The sequence below is a fragment of the Sphingobium sp. TCM1 genome (assembly GCF_001650725.1).
Lineage (GTDB): Bacteria > Pseudomonadota > Alphaproteobacteria > Sphingomonadales > Sphingomonadaceae > Sphingobium.
In genome coordinates this window covers 1-20,107 of the sequence record NZ_LXVX01000003.1, presented here as the reverse complement: position 1 = coordinate 20,107, position 20,107 = coordinate 1, and the positions used below count along the sequence as shown (strand labels likewise).

At 62.8% G+C, this 20,107-nt stretch carries 23 protein-coding genes; 15 read left to right on the top strand and 8 right to left on the bottom strand.

Annotated features, from left to right (window positions below):
• Positions 1 to 3 precede the first annotated feature (3 nt).
• Both A7Q26_RS02890 and A7Q26_RS02885 read right to left on the bottom strand, forming a co-directional pair.
• On the bottom strand, positions 4 to 534 hold the full coding sequence (locus A7Q26_RS02890; RefSeq protein WP_066856375.1) for a GNAT family N-acetyltransferase: 531 nt from the start codon (positions 532 to 534) through the stop codon (positions 4 to 6).
• Between the two features lie 15 nt (positions 535 to 549).
• Positions 550 to 858: a type II toxin-antitoxin system TacA family antitoxin gene (locus A7Q26_RS02885; RefSeq protein WP_066856373.1), complete on the bottom strand. Its 309-nt coding sequence runs from the start codon at positions 856 to 858 to the stop codon at positions 550 to 552.
• Between the two features lie 60 nt (positions 859 to 918).
• Here A7Q26_RS02885 and A7Q26_RS02880 point away from each other — a divergent pair, with 60 nt between their 5' ends.
• From A7Q26_RS02880 to A7Q26_RS02850, 7 genes are all read left to right on the top strand, one after another.
• Entirely contained in the window at positions 919 to 1,977 is a 1,059-nt protein-coding gene (locus tag A7Q26_RS02880; protein ID WP_066856701.1) for a TraU family protein, read from the top strand.
• A 137-nt stretch (positions 1,978 to 2,114) separates the two neighbouring features.
• Positions 2,115 to 2,303, top strand: coding sequence for a hypothetical protein (locus A7Q26_RS25795; RefSeq protein WP_232313652.1), 189 nt, complete (start codon positions 2,115 to 2,117; stop codon positions 2,301 to 2,303).
• Entirely contained in the window at positions 2,300 to 4,231 is a 1,932-nt protein-coding gene (locus tag A7Q26_RS02870; RefSeq protein WP_066856367.1) for a hypothetical protein, read from the top strand. The genes A7Q26_RS25795 and A7Q26_RS02870 overlap by 4 nt, the downstream gene beginning before the upstream one ends.
• The gene (gene traN / locus A7Q26_RS02865; RefSeq protein WP_066856364.1) at positions 4,228 to 5,322 is read left to right on the top strand and encodes a conjugal transfer protein TraN; all 1,095 of its coding nucleotides are present in this window, start codon (positions 4,228 to 4,230) and stop codon (positions 5,320 to 5,322) included. The genes A7Q26_RS02870 and traN overlap by 4 nt, the downstream gene beginning before the upstream one ends.
• 31 nt (positions 5,323 to 5,353) lie before the next feature.
• Entirely contained in the window at positions 5,354 to 6,184 is an 831-nt protein-coding gene (locus A7Q26_RS02860) for a type-F conjugative transfer system pilin assembly protein TrbC (protein ID WP_232313651.1), read from the top strand.
• Positions 6,156 to 6,752, top strand: coding sequence for a S26 family signal peptidase (locus tag A7Q26_RS02855; RefSeq protein WP_066856361.1), 597 nt, complete (start codon positions 6,156 to 6,158; stop codon positions 6,750 to 6,752). The genes A7Q26_RS02860 and A7Q26_RS02855 overlap by 29 nt, the downstream gene beginning before the upstream one ends.
• Positions 6,749 to 7,633, top strand: a complete 885-nt coding sequence (locus A7Q26_RS02850) for a conjugal transfer protein TraF (protein ID WP_066856358.1) — start codon at positions 6,749 to 6,751, stop codon at positions 7,631 to 7,633. Before A7Q26_RS02855 ends, A7Q26_RS02850 begins: the two co-directional genes overlap by 4 nt.
• A 20-nt stretch (positions 7,634 to 7,653) precedes the next feature.
• On the opposite strand, the gene A7Q26_RS02845 is transcribed toward A7Q26_RS02850, so the two are convergent.
• The gene (locus tag A7Q26_RS02845; RefSeq protein WP_066856355.1) at positions 7,654 to 8,052 is read right to left on the bottom strand and encodes a type II toxin-antitoxin system VapC family toxin; all 399 of its coding nucleotides are present in this window, start codon (positions 8,050 to 8,052) and stop codon (positions 7,654 to 7,656) included.
• Entirely contained in the window at positions 8,049 to 8,300 is a 252-nt protein-coding gene (locus tag A7Q26_RS02840; protein WP_066856352.1) for an AbrB/MazE/SpoVT family DNA-binding domain-containing protein, read from the bottom strand. Before A7Q26_RS02840 ends, A7Q26_RS02845 begins: the two co-directional genes overlap by 4 nt.
• A gap of 85 nt (positions 8,301 to 8,385) precedes the next feature.
• Here A7Q26_RS02840 and A7Q26_RS02835 point away from each other — a divergent pair, with 85 nt between their 5' ends.
• Genes A7Q26_RS02835 through A7Q26_RS02825 form a run of 3 tightly spaced genes read left to right on the top strand, consistent with a single transcriptional unit; the run spans position 8,386 to position 14,172 of the window.
• Positions 8,386 to 8,949, top strand: a complete 564-nt coding sequence (locus A7Q26_RS02835; protein WP_066856349.1) for a hypothetical protein — start codon at positions 8,386 to 8,388, stop codon at positions 8,947 to 8,949.
• A 46-nt stretch (positions 8,950 to 8,995) separates the two neighbouring features.
• The gene (locus A7Q26_RS02830) at positions 8,996 to 10,420 is read left to right on the top strand and encodes a conjugal transfer protein TraH (RefSeq protein ID WP_066856347.1); all 1,425 of its coding nucleotides are present in this window, start codon (positions 8,996 to 8,998) and stop codon (positions 10,418 to 10,420) included.
• A gap of 8 nt (positions 10,421 to 10,428) precedes the next feature.
• Positions 10,429 to 14,172, top strand: a complete 3,744-nt coding sequence (locus A7Q26_RS02825; RefSeq protein ID WP_066856344.1) for a conjugal transfer protein TraG N-terminal domain-containing protein — start codon at positions 10,429 to 10,431, stop codon at positions 14,170 to 14,172.
• Positions 14,173 to 14,174: 2 nt separating this feature from the next.
• On the opposite strand, the gene A7Q26_RS02820 is transcribed toward A7Q26_RS02825, so the two are convergent.
• Entirely contained in the window at positions 14,175 to 14,573 is a 399-nt protein-coding gene (locus A7Q26_RS02820) for a hypothetical protein (protein ID WP_066856340.1), read from the bottom strand.
• A 628-nt stretch (positions 14,574 to 15,201) separates the two neighbouring features.
• Here A7Q26_RS02820 and A7Q26_RS02815 point away from each other — a divergent pair.
• The 4 genes from A7Q26_RS02815 (at position 15,202) to A7Q26_RS02800 (ending at position 18,488) form a co-directional block, all read left to right on the top strand.
• Complete coding sequence (locus A7Q26_RS02815) at positions 15,202 to 15,507, top strand: hypothetical protein (protein ID WP_066856337.1); 306 nt, start codon at positions 15,202 to 15,204, stop codon at positions 15,505 to 15,507.
• A gap of 178 nt (positions 15,508 to 15,685) precedes the next feature.
• Complete coding sequence (locus tag A7Q26_RS02810; RefSeq protein ID WP_066856335.1) at positions 15,686 to 16,069, top strand: DUF4168 domain-containing protein; 384 nt, start codon at positions 15,686 to 15,688, stop codon at positions 16,067 to 16,069.
• 585 nt (positions 16,070 to 16,654) lie between these two features.
• The gene (locus tag A7Q26_RS02805; RefSeq protein WP_066856332.1) at positions 16,655 to 17,674 is read left to right on the top strand and encodes a hypothetical protein; all 1,020 of its coding nucleotides are present in this window, start codon (positions 16,655 to 16,657) and stop codon (positions 17,672 to 17,674) included.
• A gap of 262 nt (positions 17,675 to 17,936) precedes the next feature.
• Positions 17,937 to 18,488: a hypothetical protein gene (locus A7Q26_RS02800; RefSeq protein WP_157102430.1), complete on the top strand. Its 552-nt coding sequence runs from the start codon at positions 17,937 to 17,939 to the stop codon at positions 18,486 to 18,488.
• 226 nt (positions 18,489 to 18,714) lie between these two features.
• Here A7Q26_RS02800 and A7Q26_RS02795 read toward each other — a convergent pair whose 3' ends face one another.
• From A7Q26_RS02795 to A7Q26_RS02785, 3 genes are all read right to left on the bottom strand, one after another.
• A complete protein-coding gene (locus A7Q26_RS02795; protein ID WP_066856326.1) occupies positions 18,715 to 18,954 on the bottom strand; it encodes an acyl carrier protein in 240 nt (79 codons plus the stop codon).
• Between the two features lie 81 nt (positions 18,955 to 19,035).
• Positions 19,036 to 19,341 carry an alkylphosphonate utilization protein gene (locus A7Q26_RS02790; protein ID WP_066856699.1) on the bottom strand — a complete coding sequence of 102 codons (306 nt, stop codon included), beginning with the start codon at positions 19,339 to 19,341 and terminating at the stop codon, positions 19,036 to 19,038.
• A 26-nt stretch (positions 19,342 to 19,367) separates the two neighbouring features.
• Positions 19,368 to 19,631, bottom strand: coding sequence for a helix-turn-helix domain-containing protein (locus A7Q26_RS02785; RefSeq protein WP_066856324.1), 264 nt, complete (start codon positions 19,629 to 19,631; stop codon positions 19,368 to 19,370).
• Between the two features lie 112 nt (positions 19,632 to 19,743).
• On the opposite strand from A7Q26_RS02785, the gene A7Q26_RS24420 reads away from it, so the two are divergent.
• On the top strand, positions 19,744 to 20,037 hold the full coding sequence (locus tag A7Q26_RS24420; RefSeq protein WP_198162826.1) for a hypothetical protein: 294 nt from the start codon (positions 19,744 to 19,746) through the stop codon (positions 20,035 to 20,037).
• Positions 20,038 to 20,107 lie beyond the last annotated feature (70 nt).

Genomic DNA, 20,107 nt, shown 5'->3' with positions numbered 1-20,107 from the left:
AAGTTAATGGCCGATCAGTTCGCGCAGCGTCGCGATCGGCAGGAACAGACGAAGCGGCTGCCCCGGAAGCTCCGCAAATCCATGGGCCAGGTAGAAGTTCTTTCGACGGTTGACCTGCACGGGATCTCCACAATCGAGAACGTCGATCAGGACCAGAGCTATGCCCACCGAGCGTTCGGCCTCGACGATGCGCCAGAGGCTGTCGACGAGCAGGTCCCGGCCAAGGCCCTTACCCTGCACGCGCCGATCCACGCCGATCATCGAGATGAAGACGGCCGGTATTTCTCCATGGCCGGGTCGTGTCTTCGCGTAACGCGCCGGCAGCTCCTGGTACTCGATGGCCGAAGCGTTCTGCGCATAGAAGCCCAGTACCCTACCTTGCCCACCGTCCAGAACGAAGGTTCGCAGATTTGCCGCGCGGGTCAGCTTGGCAGCGGTCTGGCGAAAGAAATTATCGACTTGCGGCACACCGCTTTCAAATGTCGAGCGATCATGCCGCGTGACATCGAGCGGTTCGGTAATGGGACGGTACATGAAGCGACGCGTCGTTCAGTTGGACAGGTAGCGATCGCGATACTGGGCAAATGCAGCACGCATTGCCTCGGTCGGCTGAGGGGGATTCTCGAGGGCGTCGAGCAGGGCGGCCGCATCTTCTCCGCGAAGACCGGTCCGCTCCTGCGCTTCGATAACCTCGAGCGCGGCCTTGTAGGCCGCATTCATGGCGAACGTGGAATCGTCGACGCCGGAAACCGCCGCCGCGTACTGGATGACCTCCTTGATACGCGGCTTCGTCCGGAAGCTCATACGCTCGGTAGCGCGCTCGTCGACCTTCGAAGCAATATCCACGAACTTGTTCATCACTCTCGCCTTCGGTGCTTTGCCGGCAGAATGTACGTCAATCTGGCGCACATTTCAATCATGCCATTCGAGCGGTTGGTGACGCGCCGGGGCGTAAAGAGGCTCCCTCTCCTGTCGCGACGCCATCTCATCGCAATAGGTGTAGGCTTTGTTCTGGCGACGCTATCGAGTTCGCCTGCCCATGCCTCCAAATGCGAGGCGGGCACGGTGTTCAACCCGATCACCAAGGTACGCTGGAACTGCATCTTCCCGATCACCATCGGCGGCGTGAAGGTCGGTCCCAGCGATCCGCTCGGCAAGGCGCTCGACGCGCAGTCAGCATCCAAGCCTCTATGCGCCTGTCGCAAGGGCGTCACCTTCTGGTTTGGCGTCAAGGTCAGCTTCTGGTCGCCCAACCGGATGGTCGACGTCGTGACCGAGCCGGGCTGCATGATGGCGCTTGGCGCAGATATCATGCCGACCGGCGGCAAGCTGCAGGGAAGCCAGAGCAGCCTCGCCGACGGCACCAACACCCGCAAGATGTTCGCGCAGATGCACTATTATATCGCGCCGGTCTGGAAGATGCTCGACATGTTCACCGACCTGCCCTGCATCGAGGACAATGGCTTCGATGTGGCGCTCATCACCGAGGTCCTGCCGACCTGGCAGTCGGCGACACTGGGCGCAATCATCCAGCCCGAGGCGATCCTGTTCGGCAATCCGGCGACAGGCCTCGCCTGCATGGCCGACAGCGCCGCGGCGGCCGCGGGCAAGGTCGTCGATCCGCTGTTCTGGTGCATGGGCAGCTGGGGCGCGACCTATCCGATCGCGGGCGATATCCATTTCGGGGACAGTGTCGAGGCCTGGGCCGGCCTTGCTGCGCGCGGCGTGTTCATGATGGGCCGGCTCGGTGCGCTCACGGTCAGTTCGGCGGACGGCTGCTCCTTCATTCCCCAGCCCGTCTGGACCAAGAGCCGCTACAAGTTCCAGTTGATGGAACCGGTCAAGGGCGGCAGTTGCGTCAATGTCGGTCGTCCCGGCGCGCTCTGGACCAGCGCAAAGCATGCGCCCGGCAAGGACAATGCCCAGTTCATGCTGTTCGAGAAGACGATCTGCTGCGCCGGGGTCTCGACGCCATGACCGGTCCGTCATTCCCTGACCGCGTGGAATCGCCCGGGAACAGCCGATGGCTTGCCCGTCATTCCATTGCGCCGGGTGTTCCCCATGCGGTTAGACCGGCGTCGCATCCCCCCTGCGGCGCTGGTCGGGCGGTCGGCGTGGCCGTGAATACAGACGATGGACAGGCGGTGCGCCCCTCCTCGCCGTCTGTCGTCGTGGCCACGCTGACCGTTTTTGAAGGACAGGCCGTGTTCCGCGCGGAATTTACCGCGCCCGCTGGCGGGGTGCTTCTGTTCCGGCTGCGCCGCGGTTCCCGGCTGATCATACCGAGCGAGATCCGGCCATGAGGCGTCCTGCCCTCGCTCTTGTCGCGGCGCTGTGCCTGCCCGCTCCTGCACATGCGCAGACAGCGGAAGACCGGGCTCGTGGCGCCGCGGTCGCCGCGCGCGCAAAAAGCGCGGACAGCGATGCCATTCTTAAGAATTACGTGAGCCCGGGTCTTGCCGGGCAGACGATCAGCACGATCGATTCCTCTAAGACGTTCACGCCCAACCTGGCCTGCGAGAAGACCGCGACAATGCTGGAACTGCTCGCCCAGCCCAATGCGACCGGCGACATCGGCACGCTCAGCATCTCGCGCGACAAGGATCTCGATGGCAGTTTCGACGAAGCGCTGACCATGCCCGTTCCTGCCTCGGGCATCTGCGCCAACGGGATCATCTCCTGTACACCCGGCAGCTGGGACGCCTGCCGCTTCTTCCGTTGGGATACGTCTGCCACCGGATCGCTCAAACTCAGCGAAGTCGAGCTGACCGATCTCGCCGGCTGTTACTGCGTCAACAACAGCTGCGGCAGCAATCTGGTCTGGGGCAACATGGCCTCCGTGCTCAAGGACCTTGGCGGCGGCGTCGTCGGCGCGCTCACCAGCGCCGATGCGCGGATCGGCATCGCGCAGGCATCCATCGACGGTCCGGTCATCCGCTACACCGGCGCGCAGACAACCGCCTGCGCGGCGCAGCCCCAGATCGGCGCCACAGCCTACAAGGCCAATCCCAACGCCATTGCCGGCGACGCCTATGCCGCCGCCCAGGCGAGCAGCGTGTTCCAGGCGCTCTCGGCCTCCTCGACCGGCACCGGCACCTCCGAAGTGAGCCGAAGCTGCACGATCACCCGTCAGATCACGCAGGAGGAAATCACCGCGGACAAGATCATCGATCGGGTCTCGGGCGGCTATGCAACCTATGCCTCGAGCGCCGACAATCTCACCTTCGTCATGGGCTCGCCCACGGACAACAGCCTTTCCGGCGGTTCCTGCTCGATCTTCGATTTCAACATGACGCTGCGCGTCAAGGACGTCGATCGGCTTCAGCAGGTGCTGCTGACCCGCTTCGGTGCTGACGACTGGGCCCAGATCCGGGTCGATGGCGAACTGGTCGGTTCGGGTCCGCAAAGCTGGACCGGGACAGGCTTGCCGCCCGGCAAATGCGAGAAGAAGGGCGCCTTCACCGTCTATCCCGGCCTGGATCTCACATCGCGGATGACACAGGGCGACCATGACATCTGGCTCCGGGTCGCGGTCGCCGATGGCGGCGAAGCCTATGCGTCGATCGAGGCCAATGTGGACGCCGGCTGCAAGACGAGCGAGCAACTCATCGACACCTGCGGCGCCTTTGCCTCGAACGATAAATGCCGGCTGCAGGACGAAGTGGTGGACGGCGTCACCACCTTCCGCAGCGGCGTCAATACCGGCCTTTCGCCCTTGCCGCAGACCCGGCTGTTCGGAACGGGCGCCTGTTCCTCCCAGATCACCCGCGACTTCTTCCTGCGCGAGCGAGGCTACCGGTGCACGGTGGACCTGGGACAGGCGGCACAACCGGATCTGTCGCGCGGCGCCTATATCATCGATCATTCGACCGAGACGTTGCTCGCCGACCGGGTGAGAAGCGCCGACGGGAGCTATAACCTGACGACGCGCAATTTTGCCCTGCCCGACCGCGGCAGCGTCAATGCCTGCGAGCCGATCTGCAAGACCCGCAAGGCAATGGTGAACACAGCCGCAGCCCCCGATGGCGTGACCGGCGCGAAGCAGACCAGTCCGACGGGCTGGGACTATGTCTATCACGCGTGCCAGGACAGCAATGTCTGCCCGGCCGGTGAAGGCGAGGAGATGGTCCAGGGATGTGGCTGTATCGACGATTTCCCCGAGGCGGCGGTGATGATGCAGACCGTGCGGCTGGGCGGCGCTGACCTCGTCTGCACGAGTAGCGTGCGATGAGCGCCGCGCGGTTCCTCTTCGCAGCCGCCATGCTGCTAATGACCAGCGCGCTGTTGTTTCCGGCGGCCGCGTCCGCGCAGCAGTTGTGCGCGGTCGACCTCAACGGCAATGGCGATGCAGCCGATGATGGCGAAACAGCGAGCTGCCATCTGACAGCGTCGGGCGGCTGGATGTGCCCGATCGGCCAGACGATGTGCGAGGCCGACGTCTCGGGCGCCCTGCACTGCCCGCTGGGCGATCAATATGGCTGCGAGGTGCCTGCCAGTGGCGGCGCAGCGGCCTGCTCGGCCAATGCCTGCATCGACACCAGCGCCAACCCGATCGTCGACGATCCGGCGGTCGATGATCCGGGTGTCGAAGCCGATGGCGCCGTCGATGCCGAGGGCAATTGCCTGGGCACGATCGAGATATTTTCCGGCCGCGCCGCGCGTTGCCGTCCTGCCGGTCTCAAGACGACCTTCTCCAATTGCTGCAAGGACAAGGGCAAGATCGTCAAGGACGGTATGGGCGGCTCGATCTCGTCCATCTCGACCAAGATCGCGGTCGCCAAAGGCGTCTTCACCGGCATGAAAGCCGCCTACACCGCTTTCAAGGCGGGCGCGACCGCGAGCCAGGCAGCCAGCGCCGGCGCCAATGCGATCATCGTCGGGATCGACCCCACCTCGATCGCGATCAGCCTCGCGGTCAATTTCATGATCGAGGTGCTGCTGCAGGGCTGCGACCAGCAGGATATGGAAGTGGGCATGCTGCGTGGCTCGGGCATGTGCCATGAGATCGGCAGCTACTGCTCCTCGAAGATCCTCGGCATCTGCGTGCAGAAGGCCCGGGGCCATTGCTGCTTCAACACCAAGCTTGGCCGGATCATCCAGGAGCAGGGCCGTCCGCAGCTGAAGGCCTTCAGCGCCATCGGTTGGGGCACCGCAAAAGAGCCCTATTGCCGGGGCTTCACGCCCGAGGAATTCCAGGCGCTCGATTTCTCGCGGATGGACCTCTCCGAATATTATGCGGACGTCGAAGCCCGCGCCCAATCCGAAATCCAGATCGACATGAAGGACAAGATCGATGCCTATATGCAGACGATCAGCAACTAGGCGCGCCCTGGTTCTGGCAGGGCTCGCCTGCGTGGCCAGGGCGGCAGGCGCGAACGAGCCGCCGGCCGCAACCGAACAACCCCAGCGCAAGGACGCCCGCGAGCGAATTCAGGAACAGGGCGAGGCGGCGATGGAGCGCGTGAAACGCGCCGCCGGCAAGGCGAAGGCCACGGCCGTCCCCTCGCCCGCTCTGCCCGCCAGGCCCGACGCCGCGGCGCAGCGCCGGGCTTTCGAGGGGCTCAAGGCCCGCAGGAACGACCCGGATATGGAAAAACGCGCGCAGGCCGATATCGCCGCCGCGCGCGAGCGTCTGGCAGCCGAGCGCGACGCTGCCAGTCGCCGGGTCGCGCAGGCGCTCGGACTGGAGCAGCCGGAAGCGGCGGCGCTGGCCGGAGTGGTATCGCCCGGTACAGGCAAAAACTGGGTACCGGTCCTGTTCGTGTCCACGTCGATGCCGATCGAGACACTGCGCACCTATGCCGGGCAGCTCGAGCGTGCCGGAGGGGTCATGGCGTTTCGCGGGATGCCGGGCGGGATGCGGCAAGTGGCGCCGATGGCGAAGCTGTCCGCCGCCATCCTGCGCCGCGATCCGGGCTGCGAAGGGCCGGCCTGCGCCATGCGGGACGTGCAGCTGATCGTCGATCCGCTGGTCTTTCGGCAACATGGCGTCGCCCGGGTTCCCGCGCTCGCGATGATCCCCGGCGATCCGACGCTCCCCTATTGCGAGCGCAACGAGGCCAGTCCTCGCTCGGCGCATCTGGTTCAGGGCGATGCCGCCTTGCCCGGGCTTCTCGAGGAATATGGCCGCCTCGGCGGCAGGGAGGAGGTCCGGGATGCTCTCGCTCATCTGGCACGGCGGTAAGCGCGCCTGGCGTGACCTCAAGGAGCTGCCGCTGCGGGCGGCCGTAGCGCTCGGCGCGAGCGGCCTTGGTCAACCGGCGCGGCCCGCCCAGCTCTTCAAGGCCTATGGAATCGTGCTGCCGATCGGCCTTTTCGCTTGGGTAACGATGCCGCAGATCACCCTGGTCATGACGCCTTCGATCGACGCCTGGGTGGTGCACCGCTCTCCCGGGCCCGTGCATCGCGGCGATCTCGTCTCCTTCACGCTCGTCGATGCGATCGCCGGACCCAGGCCTGTCGCCGTCACCAAATATGCGCTGTGCATGCCCGGTGATCGGATCGTCATGGTTGAGAAGCCCGCAAGTCTCGGCCCGCGCCGCAATGGCTGGTATTATTGCAACGGCCGGCTGGTGGGTGTCAGCAAGCCTGCGACGCGCAGCGGCAAAGCGCTGAGGCACTGGCAGCCGGCCAGCCCGCATATTCCGGCCGACATGATCTTCGTCGGGTCGAGCCATCCCGACGGATATGACAGCCGCTACTATGGCCCGGTCGCCATCGTTCGCCTCACCCGGATGGAGAAGCTGCTGTGAAGCGGCTCGCTGTGATAGGAGGGGCGGCCCTCTTCTTGGCAGGATCGGCGGCCGCGCAATCCACGGGCGCCGCGGGTCGCGAAGCGCGCGGCTACTGGTGGTATCAGGCACCGCCAAAGGCAGAGCAGGAGAAGCCCGACGCGCAAGCTCTGGTGAAGCCGGTGATCCCGCCTATGGCCGAACTGGCGACCTGGACGCCGCCGAAGATCCGCACACTGATCGAGCAGCAGCGCGATTATGCCGCGACCGTGCTCACGATCGACGCCGTCGCCGATTTCTGGCGCCTGCAGGATTTTGCGCGGCGCAAGGCCCGCGCCTTCGCCGGCGTCACCCAGCTTGCCATGCTGACCCATCCCGAGCTCAATGCGAGAGCCGCCAATCCTCTGGTCGGCGAGGCCCGCGATGCGCTCGGCGCGCAGAAGGACCAGGTGCGCCGCCAGTATCTGCGCGCGCACGCCGGGGAGTTCGCGCTTGTGATGTTCGCCCGCACCTCCTGCGGTTACTGCAAGGTGCAGTGGCCCATCGTGCAGCGCTTCCAGGACGAGATGGGTTGGCAGGTGAGCCTTATGGACCTCGACCGCAAACCCGAGCTTGGCCAGCGCTTCGGGGTCGAAGTGACGCCCACCACCATGGTCATTCGCAGGAACAGTGCCCAGCGCATGGTGATCGCCGCCGGGGTCGAGACTTATCCCAACATCGCGCAGATGGCCTATCAGGCGGTCAGGTTGCTGAGCGGTGATATCCGGCCCGAGCAATGGCTGACCGGTGCCGGCGAAGAGAACGGGTTCTTCGACGCGCTGGCCAATGGTCCGGTTTCCTCGACCGATCCGCGCGTGCTTGGCGGCGATCTTGTCGATGCCGGATCAGGACGCGACCGATGACCGGCCGGCCTCATCCACAATCACTTCGGCACGATCGCCTTGTGTCCCGTGGCCGCGAGCAGCTTAACGGCCGTCTTGTCGAAACTGACGAAGGTCTCGCCCTCGAGCCATTGGCCGTCATAAGCGATAATGCCGTCCGCGAAGTCGCCGCCTGTATCCAGCAGCGCGAGGCCTGCTTCGACCGCGGGTCGATCCATCGCGACATTCTCTGCCTCGACAAGAAACCGGACCGATGCAGCTATTCTCGCGGGTTCGAATTTGTAGACGCTTTTCAGCACCCAGCAGAATTCGCACAAGGCCGGGATCGCTACGGCGACAACCCTGGCGTCCTTCATGAGCTTCTTGGCGAGAGGCCCTTGCACGGCGTCGTCCTGGGTCGCCGCTCGAACGAGAATATTGGTATCGGCCGTGATCTTCACAGCTGGCCGGCCCAGCCCTTCGCAATAGCGTCGTTCATCTCCTCGATCGAAATGGGCCGTTGGCCTTCACGCTTCAAGGAACCGAAGAAATCGGAGATATTGCCCTTCGGTTTGACCGCCCGGATCCGGATTTCGCCGCCCGGCATCTTGTCGAAGCTGATCTTGTCACCGGGATGGACGCCAAGATGCTGCAACAACTCCTTGCGGAGCGTGATCTGCCCCTTGGTCGTGATCGTGATCGCATTCATCAGACTCGTCCTTCCAACGGTAGATTGTAAGCAAAAATCCTCTTACCATCAAGGTCGCATCGCCAAGGTCCCTCTGCTCGCCCTGATGGTGGGCGTGGCAGTTTACTTCCCTTCTCCGTCAGCAGCGCAACCCGTAACAGGCGAGCAGGCGATGCGCGCTGCGATCCACCCGGTCGCGACCGACGCTGAGATGCGCCTGTGGCTTTCCCGCGTACCGGTCACCCGTGACTTTCCCCCCGACTTCCAGACCATGCTGCGCAGCCAGGCTTCGCTCTATGTAATCGAGATCAGCACCGCGCCGGGCTGCCTGCCCTGCGGCGATCTCTGGGCGAAGCTCCAGGCATTCCGCACGCACTATGGCTGGCAGGTGCGGACCCTCGGCGCGCAGGAGGCAATGCTGCGGTCGGGGCGTCTGGGTCTCCCGTGGGTCGGCAATCCGGTCGCCTGGGTGCGACCGGTCACCGACCCGAACCGCATGGTGCCCATCGCGATCGGCACCGATCATGAAGTCAATATCGCGCGCAATGCCTGGCTCGCCGCCCGGATGCTGACCGGCGCCCGGGCGGTCGTCGGCGTGCGCGCCATGTCGAAATTCACCGGGATCGTCGGCGTGAGGGCGCCGGCCTCCTCCAGCCCGAAGGGACGCTGATCATGGCGGGGCGGCGTCACCCTTCCTCCTCACCAGGAAGCCTGCCATGGGACATCATGCTCGTCGTTCGACCCTTGCCTTTTGCCTGATCGCCGCCTCATGCGGCCAGGCCGTTCCGGCCCATGCGCAAAGCTGGGCCGAGAGCTGGTTCGATAATGTCACCTATACCTCGCCGGGCAGCTTCGAGGACCAGACCCGCGGCTATGTGACCGCGGGCGGCATGTCGGGCCGGGTCGACGTTCATGACGATTATCTGATGAGCCTCACCCTCCCCAAGGTGAAGGCGGGCTGTGGCGGCATCGACATGTTCTTAGGGGGCATGTCGTTTCTCGATCCCGACTATCTTGTCCAGAAGCTGGAGACGATCCTGCAGGCCGCGCCGGCGGTTGCCTTCCAGTATCTTCTCGAAACGCTGGACGAGAAGATGGGGAACATTCTCTCGAAGATGGAGGCGGCGACCAATTTCCTGAACTCGATCCAGGTGAACGACTGCCGGCTCGCCAATCGGATGGTGCAGATCGCCAAGGGTGACGATAACATGTCCGGCATCGTCGAGGAGATGACCGGCTACAAGTCGATCCGCGAAGGCTATGCCAATAGCTGGCAGCAGAGCCGCGAGAAGATCCAGGCCAACAAGGGCAATCCGACCGAGGATCTGAAAGACGCGCTCGCCAATTGCCCGGCGGAGGTCACGGACATCTTCAAGACCGGTTCGCTCCTCGCGCATGCTGCCGCCCGGGTCGGCGCATCCGACTGGGCCGGCGTCATGCGGGCCAGGGTCGGCGATGTCTACATGCGCTGGGATGCGGGCGACAAGGTGCCGATCTTCTCGGCCATTCCCGCCTGCCCGCGCCAGGATACCGAAAGCGCCGATGATTTCCTGACCGGGCGCGTCCCGACCCGTGCGCTCAACATTCCCGCGACCGCCGCGGATTGCTCGGTGAACGGCGCCGGACGCGGCGCGTTGGTGCTGGCGCGGGAAAGGATGGAGACGGTCGCCGCCAAGATCCGTACCCGGTCGGCGCTCACCACTGAAGAAAAGCAGTTCGTCGCCAATGTGCGAACCTTACCCGTTTACCGCCTGCTCGAATGGGGCGTGCGGCAGGGCCTGACCGAGAGCGTCATCGCCGATACCGATGAACTGGTCGCGCTCACCCTCGCCTATCAGATGCTCAACGACCTCACCCGGTCGATCGACTTCGCGCTGCAGAATGCCGAACGCGGGGCAACCACTGCGGGCGCCGCCGATGCCGAGAACAGCAATATCTGCCAGACGCGGATCCTCACCAAGGGCATCGAGCAATTGCGTGAGTTGCGCGACGAAGTGCTGCGCCAGCGCGCGCAGATGCGCCAGTCCTACATGGCGGCGATGAGCCAGGCGAACCTGTCGGCGAGCTATGCCGGCGTCGTGCGCCAGCGCGACCGTGATGCCCGCGACGCCGCGGGCGCCAATGCCAATCGCAACCGGTGAGGATCGTCATGCGCCGCCTCATCCGCCTTCTTCTCATGCTCGTCGGCTTTCTGGGCGCCACGCCCGCACTGGCGATCGATGCCAGCTATCATACCTGGGACGGTTTTTCCGAAACGGTGGATGCCTTCCACCTCGTCGCGATGATCTTCAGCGATCCGCGCTATGAGACGCTGGTCGTGATCATCGCGGTGGCCGGTATCGCGCTGGGCGCGGTGCTGGCGAGCATCAAGGGTTCCGGCATGGGGCTCGTCGCCTTCGGTTTCCAGATGCTGATCGGCATTGGCCTGTTCGTGGGAATGATCGCCACGACGGGCACGGTCCACATCTATGACCGGGTGCGCAACGCCTACCAGCCGGTCGGCGATGTGCCCAATCTCATCGTGCTGGTCGCGGGCGTCACCAACCTCATGGAACGAGCGCTTGCCGAGACCATTGACGACAATACCACGGATCCCAATGCGAAGCTGGAATTTGGCGCCGGGGGCCATGCCTTCGACCTGTTCCTGAACGCGGTGTCCCCACGCAGTCCGATCGTCGACACCTTCCTCGATGCGACGGTGAAGGACTATGTGCGGCAATGCTATCCGGTAGCGCGCGTCTCGCCCGCCTATGGCGTCGATGATGATCAGCTCTTTCGGACCTCAACCGACCTTCCCGCCTCGTTCGCGGCGATGGCAGGCCCAGCGACGTTCTCGACGGTCTATACGGCCAGCGACAAGGCCGGCACGACGATGAGCTGCGATGCGGCCTGGGGTCATATAGCCGACCGCCTCGCCGACAATACGATCTTCGACGCTTACAGCGACCAGGTCTGCGCGCGTACCGGTTTCGACGTGACACAGGCGACCCAGCGTGATCGCTGCCGTCAGCAGATCGACGCGCTCGGCGACATGATGCTGGGGCAATCGATGAGCCGGCAGAAGTTCCTGACCAACATACTGCTGGGGCAGACCGTCGGCGACGTCCTGTTCGAGGATTCCCCGGCGGCGACCGCGCGGGTGATGGCGAACCGGGCGATCGAGTCCAACGGCCTGGCGACGCTCTCGACCGCCAACGAGTGGATGCCGACCATCCGCGCCTCGGTCTTCGCAATCATGCTCATGATGATGCCGATCGCGTTGCTCTTCATCCTGACACCGATCAACCTCAGGGTCGCGAGCTTTGCACTGGGACTGTTCGTGTTCGTCGCGCTCTGGGGCGTCATCGACGCGGGTATCTATCAACTGACCCTGGGGCGGGCGATGGACGTGCTGGCGGAACTGCGCGCGACCAATGTCGCCGCCGATAGCTGGATTCTCGCGCCATCGGCCGCGATGAAGGCACTTGCCATCTTCGGCTCGTTCCGGACTGCGGCGGCGGGCCTTGCCGGCGCGTTCGTCTTCACTGTGTTCCGCTTCTCGGGCAATATGTTCACTGCCTTCACGTCCGGCATGCTCGGCGTGCAGGGCCAGGGCAGCATGGCGGCGGCGACGGTGGGTACCAGCGAGGGTTATGCCTCGGCGCTGGAAGCGCAGGCTTCGGCCAGCGGCACCCAGGCACGGCGTTCGACATCTTCCGGGTTTGGCGATTTTGGCGAGCGCAGCAGCTTTGGCCTTGACCGGGCATTCGGGGCCGCCGGCACGGTGATGGGCGAGCATGGCGGCGGCGCGGCGGGGACGGCAGCGTTCGGGCTGGGGCGGACCGATGCCGCGCGGGAACTGGGCGGCCTGTCCCCTGCCCTTGTCGGACGTGATCTGAGTGATCCCGCCACCGCACGCGCGATACGCAGCAACGCCGCGACGTCGGCGATCCATGGTTTTGCCCAGGGCGACGCGCTGCGCAAACTCGGCACAAGCTATTTTGGGGAAGGGCAATCCGGAGAGCGGGCCTTTGCCGCCTTCGCGCAGAACATGGTGCAGTGGAAGGCGTTCGGCGACCAACGTGCCTATGAAATGATGCAATCGGGCGCCCAGCGGCATTTCGAGCGCAACGGCTATGACGCAAAGGATGCCGCGCTCAAGGCCTCCACGGTGATCGGGCAGGCAAGCGCCGATCCGACCTTCGCCAAGCTGACAGCCAATGCCTTCGATCAGGAGCAGATGCTGCGCAACGACCTCACTGCGGCGCAAACGCAGGTCGGCGCAATGGAAGGACGGCGCGACTATGCGGGGGACAGGGTGGCGGCCGTCGAGCGCGGCAATGTGGCTACCGAGCAGGCGCATCGGACCGGTGGGAATCAGGGGCAGCGGCAGGCGGCCGCGATGCTCGGACTTTCCGTTACCGAGACCAGCCGGCGCATCGGGTTCATCAATGCGCTGTCCGGCGAGGCGCGATCGACGGCGATCAGCCAGCTGTCGCGTTCGACCGGGCGCAACGAGGCACAGGTGCTGCGCGCGCTGGAAAGCTACAATGCTGCGGTCCAGGTCGGCACGGCCGATGGAGCGACCGCTGAGGCGGCGCGCGAGGGCACCAGCGTCTATGGACGCACGCGCGAGGCGGCAGGATATGATTTTGCCGAACGCTCGGGCAAGCTTGATGCCCAGCGGGAGATCGGTCCCGACGGCGTGCGCAGCAATGCACAGATCGGCGAACAGCGGCGGCAGGCTGACAATGCCGGATTTGCCGAAGGCGCAGCGGCGGCGGGCGTATCGGTTCGTGAGGCTGCGCGACTCGATTCCTTTATCCGCGCGCTGGCCGGCACGGCCGGCAATCAGGTCGACATGGCCGAAGGCGGCGCGGAAGGGATCGCCGACCGCGCCCGCAACGAGCGGCTGACCGGGATCGTCGACAAGGACCGTCTCACCCGTACGCAAGCACTCCTGCGCGCGCATGGCGTCGAGATGTCGAAGCGACAGATCGCGATGAGCCAGAATGGCGATGTCAGCCTCAACCTGACGCCCGAGCTTGCGGCGCAGATGTGGCGCGGCGGCCTCATCAACGAGAGCCAGCTCGGCGCGATCGCCAACGGCGGGCATGCACGGCTCAGCTTCGCGCACAATGATCTGCTGGTCTCGAGCAGCACCGGGTTCAGCCAGTCGGCGCGGAGCGACACCAGCACGCGGTTCGAAGCGGGCAAGCAGGCGGGTCCCGATACCATCGAGCACTTCCTGGGCAACGGACCCGAGGGTCAGGCTACCATGGCCAATTGGCTTCGCGGCGGGTTCGAAATGGATCGGCGCGGCAACTGGCGACTCAAGCCGCAGGTCGCCGATACGCTGGAGCGCGATGTGACGGCGATCATGGTTCAGACCGGATGGCAGCGGTCTCTGTCGCGGTCCGCGGAGCACTCTACTGCGGATAGCCAGAGCATCTCCGGTGATCTGACCGCTTCGGCATCCCGGGGCGTTGGCTCTGGCGGCAAGAACAGCGAAGAAAAGGGTGGCGGCAAAAGCAGCGTTACGGGTTCGTTGACTGGCAAGTTGAATGCCGACATTTCCGATCGCGGTATAGCAGCTGTTTCCGCCCGCTCATCAATCGACATCATGAACTACGATGTTCGTGAGGCTATTGCGTCCGCAGAGAAAGCGGCAGCTCGTTCCGGCCGGCCTGAGGAGACTTTCGTCCAGGAACTAAGCGAGCGGGTGCTTGGAAACGACGGTCTGCGAAACCGATATTTGAAGCAGGCCGATGCTGGCCGCGGCACAGTCGATGTCACGGGCCCGGTCATGTCAATAGAACAGTCGTCGATCCTGAGTTCCGGACGGTTGTTTCTTGATCGCGACAATGGAATGGCAGACGGCGATCCGAGCTTCAAAGAGCGGCGGGATCCATGATATCAGTCCTGGATCACGCCGATGTGGCGAAAATGGATATCGCCCGAGCGCGGATCCGTTGGATCGGTATAGGGATCGATCCCCGACCTTTGCGAAGGCGGTCCTGGCGTTATGATCCACTCCCCGCATGCGACCTTGGCCTTGAGGAAGCCATATCCGAGCACGGAAACCACGGTGATCGGGTTGAAGACGAAGATCAGCAGCACCATCACGTTGGCCAGAGAGATGTTCAGGCGATCATATGGAATGGTAATCATCAGCTCCAGACCGATCCAGTAGAGCAGCGCCAGGGCCAGGTAGAGTTTGGCATACCATGGGTGCCAAAACCAGTCGCGAGCGCGCGGCGATGGCTCTTTGGGGATTTCACTCTCAGTTTGGTGGGCTTGATCAACCTGCGACATGCACACAGCCTTTCCGAAAAGAAGAATAACACGGATTGCGGGAGCAAAAAACAGCCAGTTCCTCGCAAGGGTTGCGACCTGGCTGTACCGCCATTCCGCCGCCCTCTCTCTCCTTCCCTCCACTCCCATCGTGCACCGTTTCGTCATTTCCGATTCTCCCGCCCGATGCTCGTCAGCGTCTCGCGCCAGGCGGATTCAAAGCCGTGAAAAACAAGAGGCGCTCACCCATCGAGAAGCCTGCGCTGTCCCCGGAGGCAGATGCCGCCATCATTCGCCTGGCACGCCTTCTTGGCCGTCAGATGGCTCGTGAACTCCACGAGGAGCGGATCGCGAAGCAGACGAAGGATTCCGAGGAAGCGCCTTGAACTCGATCAGCAGGGGAACGGCTATGGCCTGAACGACGATCGATTGGCGGGACGGAAATGCGCGATGGCGAGCCATGGCAACGACGAGATGAGAAGGTGACGGCGGAAATCCGCGTGCGCTGCGGTATATGGGCAGCTCAGATTTCACCATATGTTCAGCGCTTGCAGAGCATATAGCAAATCATGAAGGCGTGAAGGGTTCGTGGAGGATTTCGTCGTTTCGCGGCGTATCGTGCAGCACAGAACCGCGAGGAGATACGGATGTGAAGGCAGTCCACGAAAATCTGGATGGTCCCTTTAAAATCGAAGAGGACATCGCCCTTTATGGGACTGTGACAGGCGGCGCTACCTTATGCGGTGGCGCCAGACTCATCCTTCATGGCACCATCGCGGGTGATCTGACGGTCGAGAAAGGCGCACACGCGATCCTGCGCGGGACAGTGGCTGGCCGCATTTACAATGACGGAGGCAAAGTCGAGCTTTTTGGCATGGCCCATGCCATCGCCAATAGTTCGGGAGACGCCGAGACGATCATCGATCCGGCGGCACGTGTCATGGGCAAAGGGTGAGCCTCGTGAGGAAAGCCACGGCTCACGGGGGAACGCAATGATCGCGCCGGGCGGTTCCTGTCGTTTCGGCAACTGAATGTCATCTTGCCCCATTCACGGCACCGCAGGTCCATGAAGGGGTTGGAATGCAGCCCCTCCTGTATGACGTTTCGCGCTGAGCTTCGACGGAGAAAACGAGATGATGTTCATCAAATCGATCGGGCCGGTTGCGGGGTTTTGTGCACTGTCCCTCCTTGCCGGCACTGGCGCGGCCCAAGCCCAGGACGCAGCCAGTCCGACCGTCCCGCCAGCGATGCCTTCAGCTCCGGGACAGGCAGGTAGCTTTACCGACGTGGAACTCGGGCAATATGTGAAAGCCGCGCGTGCGGTGCAAGGAATCCAGCAGGATACCGCAACGCCCGACGTCGATAAGCAGGCCAGGATGGCCGCTGCCGTGCAGGACGCCGGGCTGACACCAGAAAAGTTCAATGAGATCTCGGCGGCGTCCCAATCGGACCCCGCCCTTCAGCAACGCATTCAGACGGTCGCCAGTAAGCTTCAGGCGGGCTCGACACCGCAGTAGCCTCCTCTTCGCGCCAGATGGTGCAAGACGCAGCTTGCGTGCCATGAGGGTTGCACAACGGATTGGCTGACGTCGCATGGGAGATGATGTTAACAGGCGACTGTCACCATCGCGCGGACCGTTCAATGCGATTTGCTTTCCCATTTTCCCGGATCGACCCGCATGCTCCCGTTCGCTCCGGCCTACGCTGGAACTGCCTGAATTATGTCGGCATCTCTCGTCATTGCAGCGCGCAAATCCGCCGAAGGGCTCGTCGGTCATGACGTCTCGACTGGTTGGTCGATGAGAGGTGAAATCCATGCGGGTTGCAAGCCAATTGACCTGGTGGGTCCCGCGAACTTTTCTGGTGAGTTTGCGCGCATCGACCAGCCTGTTAGCCGTTCCGATGATAACGGCGAATTGAACCACCAAGCTCCAACCCATTCCCCATTCCGTTTTTCAAGCATATGGCAATCGTAATATGGCGGCTGGATACAGTAATCAGGACCAGATTCTGGTAGACACCGATAGTTCGTGACTCCCTGCAACCAAACCACAATAAATATGGCTTGACCTGTTCGACAAGGGGAATGGCTCGTGGTTCGGATGCGCTATTGGCTTGGGGCGGCGGTGGTGTTGGTTGCGGTTCCGGCAGCAGCGGAAGGCCCGTCCATCCCCGATGAGATTCATGGCAGCTACACCCCCGGCGGCAATTGCGCGGCACTGCCGCGCGTGACGGTAAACGCGGGCGGTATATTCCTCGACACGGCAGCGGGCAAGAGTGGGCCACTGCCGGTGAGCGTCTGTTACAGTTGCGCGGGCGGTGCGCGCTATGAAGGCATTCAGCGCTGGGCATATGTCAAATACGGCAAGGACAAATGGGGCGGCGACAACTCGCCCGTCATCTTCATGTTCAACGCTGACGAGCACAAAGGCATGATGGAAGTCGCGCATGACGACACGCTGAAAACCCCGCTGGGCGCGCCAATGAATATGGTGGTGCGGGCCAGATCGTTCAAGGTCTGCGCACCGGGAACGGCCAGTTCCGCAATAGCGAAGCCCGCTACGGCCAGCGCCCCGTCTGCAGGCGCGCTAACCCCCGCCAAGGGATTTGCCGCGGCGCTCGGCGCTCTGCTGCGGCCTGCCTCGTTACCTGCCGACAGTTTCTATGATTGGCGCAGGCTGGAAGCCGTTCCGTCCGTCACCTGGGCGGCATTGCCGCCGGAAATGCTGGACAAGCCCATGTCCAACGGGGAGTATTTCCGGCGTAGCGGCACGATTTCGCTGTCAGGTCAGACCGTTAAGGTGCTGGCGGGCGGCGCGCGCACGATCGTGACGAACCTGTATTTCCGCAACGATGGCCCACCGATTGGTGAGGTGACGTTGCTCTCGACCTTACGTGATGCCGGTTTCCAGGTCGCTCCAGCGCGATGCACCAAAGTAAAGATGGCGGGTGCGCCGACCTGGTATCGGCTTTCCGGACCAGCCAGGCAAACAGCCATGCTTTGGATCGCGCCGGCGCGTGGGGCTCAGCAACCATGGGAAGGGTACAGCCTCCGCCTGGATGGTAGATTGCCAGCGCTGACGCCGAAAGAGTCTATCGCTTACACCGATACCTGTTCGTAAGCGGTCTGCTGCGTCATGGCAGAAGACGCTGCATCTGATGTTCGTAAAGGACAAGTCGTCCCGTTTTCGTGATCGTCGGTGATGGACGGCTCGAACGGCCCGTACCCTCGCTGGTCAGGAGTTAATGAGGGTAGAGATCTCAACGGGTTGCATGATATTCTTTCTTCGCACGGCGCAGAAATGACATGCTCATTTCGGCGATGGAATGTCGAGGACGGCTATAATGCCAAGAAACCAGACGGGAGCAATCTTGCGGAGGGATATGGAAATGATTCGATCGCAAGTCGATGCTTTCGTCCTCGCGCTTGAAGCATGGCACGTCATTTCTTCCCGAGCCCGCAATTGCCTTGGGCATCTGGACCGGGCGACGGATGCCTCATCGACTGTGGCAGGTGTTTTGATCGAACAGATGCAGCTGAGCGACTTATCCCGTTGTGCACAGGCGAACATCCTTCGCCTGCCCAACCTTGGCCGTGTCAGCTATTGTGAGATAGCGGCAGCCATGGATCGTTATGGCTGGCGTTTTCATGATCAGTGGACCGGCAAGCCCGAACGCCCGGCTCTTGAGGCCTTGGGGTCGTCACTGCCTCGCTACCTGCAAAGGGTTACACGGGCCGCTGAGGTGCGGGCGGAGACATTTGCCCTTGGGGAGAAAATGCTCAGGTTTCACGAGCAGGATGGCTTGAGTGGAGCGGAGATTGGGAAGCTTTTCGGAGTGACCGGCGCAGCGGCGCATGCGAGCATTCAGAAAGTCCGCCACATTGTCGAATTGCGCAGGCGCCATCCGCTGCCACCACCTCCGGCGATGTGCTAGACATCTTCGAACCTGTTGACGTCCTTCGCAGGTCAGGGAAGTATCGTAAACTAAGGGGATTGGAGCGCGGCCCCTCCAGCCTGATCGGATCACGCTTCAGTGGCTTCCACAAGTCACATTCAGGCGTCGGACGGATTTCGGGCTGAGCCGTTGAAGGGCTGCCTCAGCGGACAATCACTTCCTTGAAGGACACCGTTGACGTTGCTGGCAATAGTGCTGTCGGAATTCAGTTCGGCCTAGCGCTTTCGACATAGAGAATTGCGTCTTGTACAGTAGTGATCTGCGCCACATCCTCGTCAGATATGGTAATACCGAACTCATCCTCGAGAGCCATTACCAGTTCCACGACGTCGAGGCTATCGCCACCAAGGTCTTTGAGAAAGCTGGCTTCGGGCGTCACCTGATCAGGATAAACTCCCATATTGTCGACTACGACTTTTATGACCCGTTCGGTGATATCACTCATATGACCTCCCGCGTTTGATTTCGGATGTGCAAGCGGACGATCATCGGTCGTCGGCTCCGGGTTTTACCGTAACCATATACGTCAGCGCTTACGGACAAATTCCGCACGCAGCACGAGACCCTTGATGCCCTCGTGCCGACAATCGATTTCCTGCGCGTCCCCGGTCAGACGGATCGATTTAATGACGGTCCCACGCTTGAGGGTCTGGTTCGCCCCCTTCACCACCAGATCCTTGATGAGCGTCACGCTGTCACCATCTGCCAGCAGATTGCCGACGGCATCGCGAACCTCAACACGCTCAGCTTCCGCGCCACGATGCGCCAGTTCAGCCGCGCTCATCCATTCGCCGCTCGCTTCATCATAAACATAATTGTCGCTCTGCTGCATCATCTAATCCTTGCTCTTGCTTGTTTTCAGCGTTGTTCGGGGGGCGCGTCCCGCAACCGTACACCGCGCCCCTTGCCCTGGCTGGGCGCATTGTCGCCAATGAGTTCGATGCCAGCTCGCTCCAGCGCCGAAATCACCCTGACAAGCGAATCCACCACGCCCCGCACCTGCCCGCCGGAGGTTTCCATACGCTGGATCGTCGGCAGCGATACGCCGGCGAGCGCCGCCAATTCCTTCTGGTCGATGCCGAGCAGGGCGCGCGCCGCCCGTACCTGCTGTGATGTAATCATCCCCCTTTGTGATGGCTCAAACATCAGAGTTCAATCTTACAAATTGATGATGCATATGTTAGGTGGGCGTTCGTATCCGTGCGCCTTCATTCGTGAACCAGCGAGTTAAACTGTGAACTGGCTCCTGAGTGAAGGCACTGCGGCCGTTCGAATGTCAGAGGCTGCGTTGAGTATCAGTAACGATTCAGATGGATTCGCCTCCCTGGAGAGCGCGGGCGTTCCCGATGCGGCCTTTGGAGAAGCTATCCGAAAGCTGGTGAAGCGCTTGCCGCAATGGCTGCGCGCTGACCTTGCCTCACCGGATTCACTACAACGCGAACGGGCGGAAGAAGCCTTGTTTGCGATGGCCATGGCCTGCCTTGTTGGGGTGGACGGCTCCCAACGGCATCGCAATGTGCCAGAGTGAGTGCGTTGCAAGACTCAATCAAGGGAGCCGCCCGTGGAGCAAATTACCCGCATAGGCATGGATACGTCAA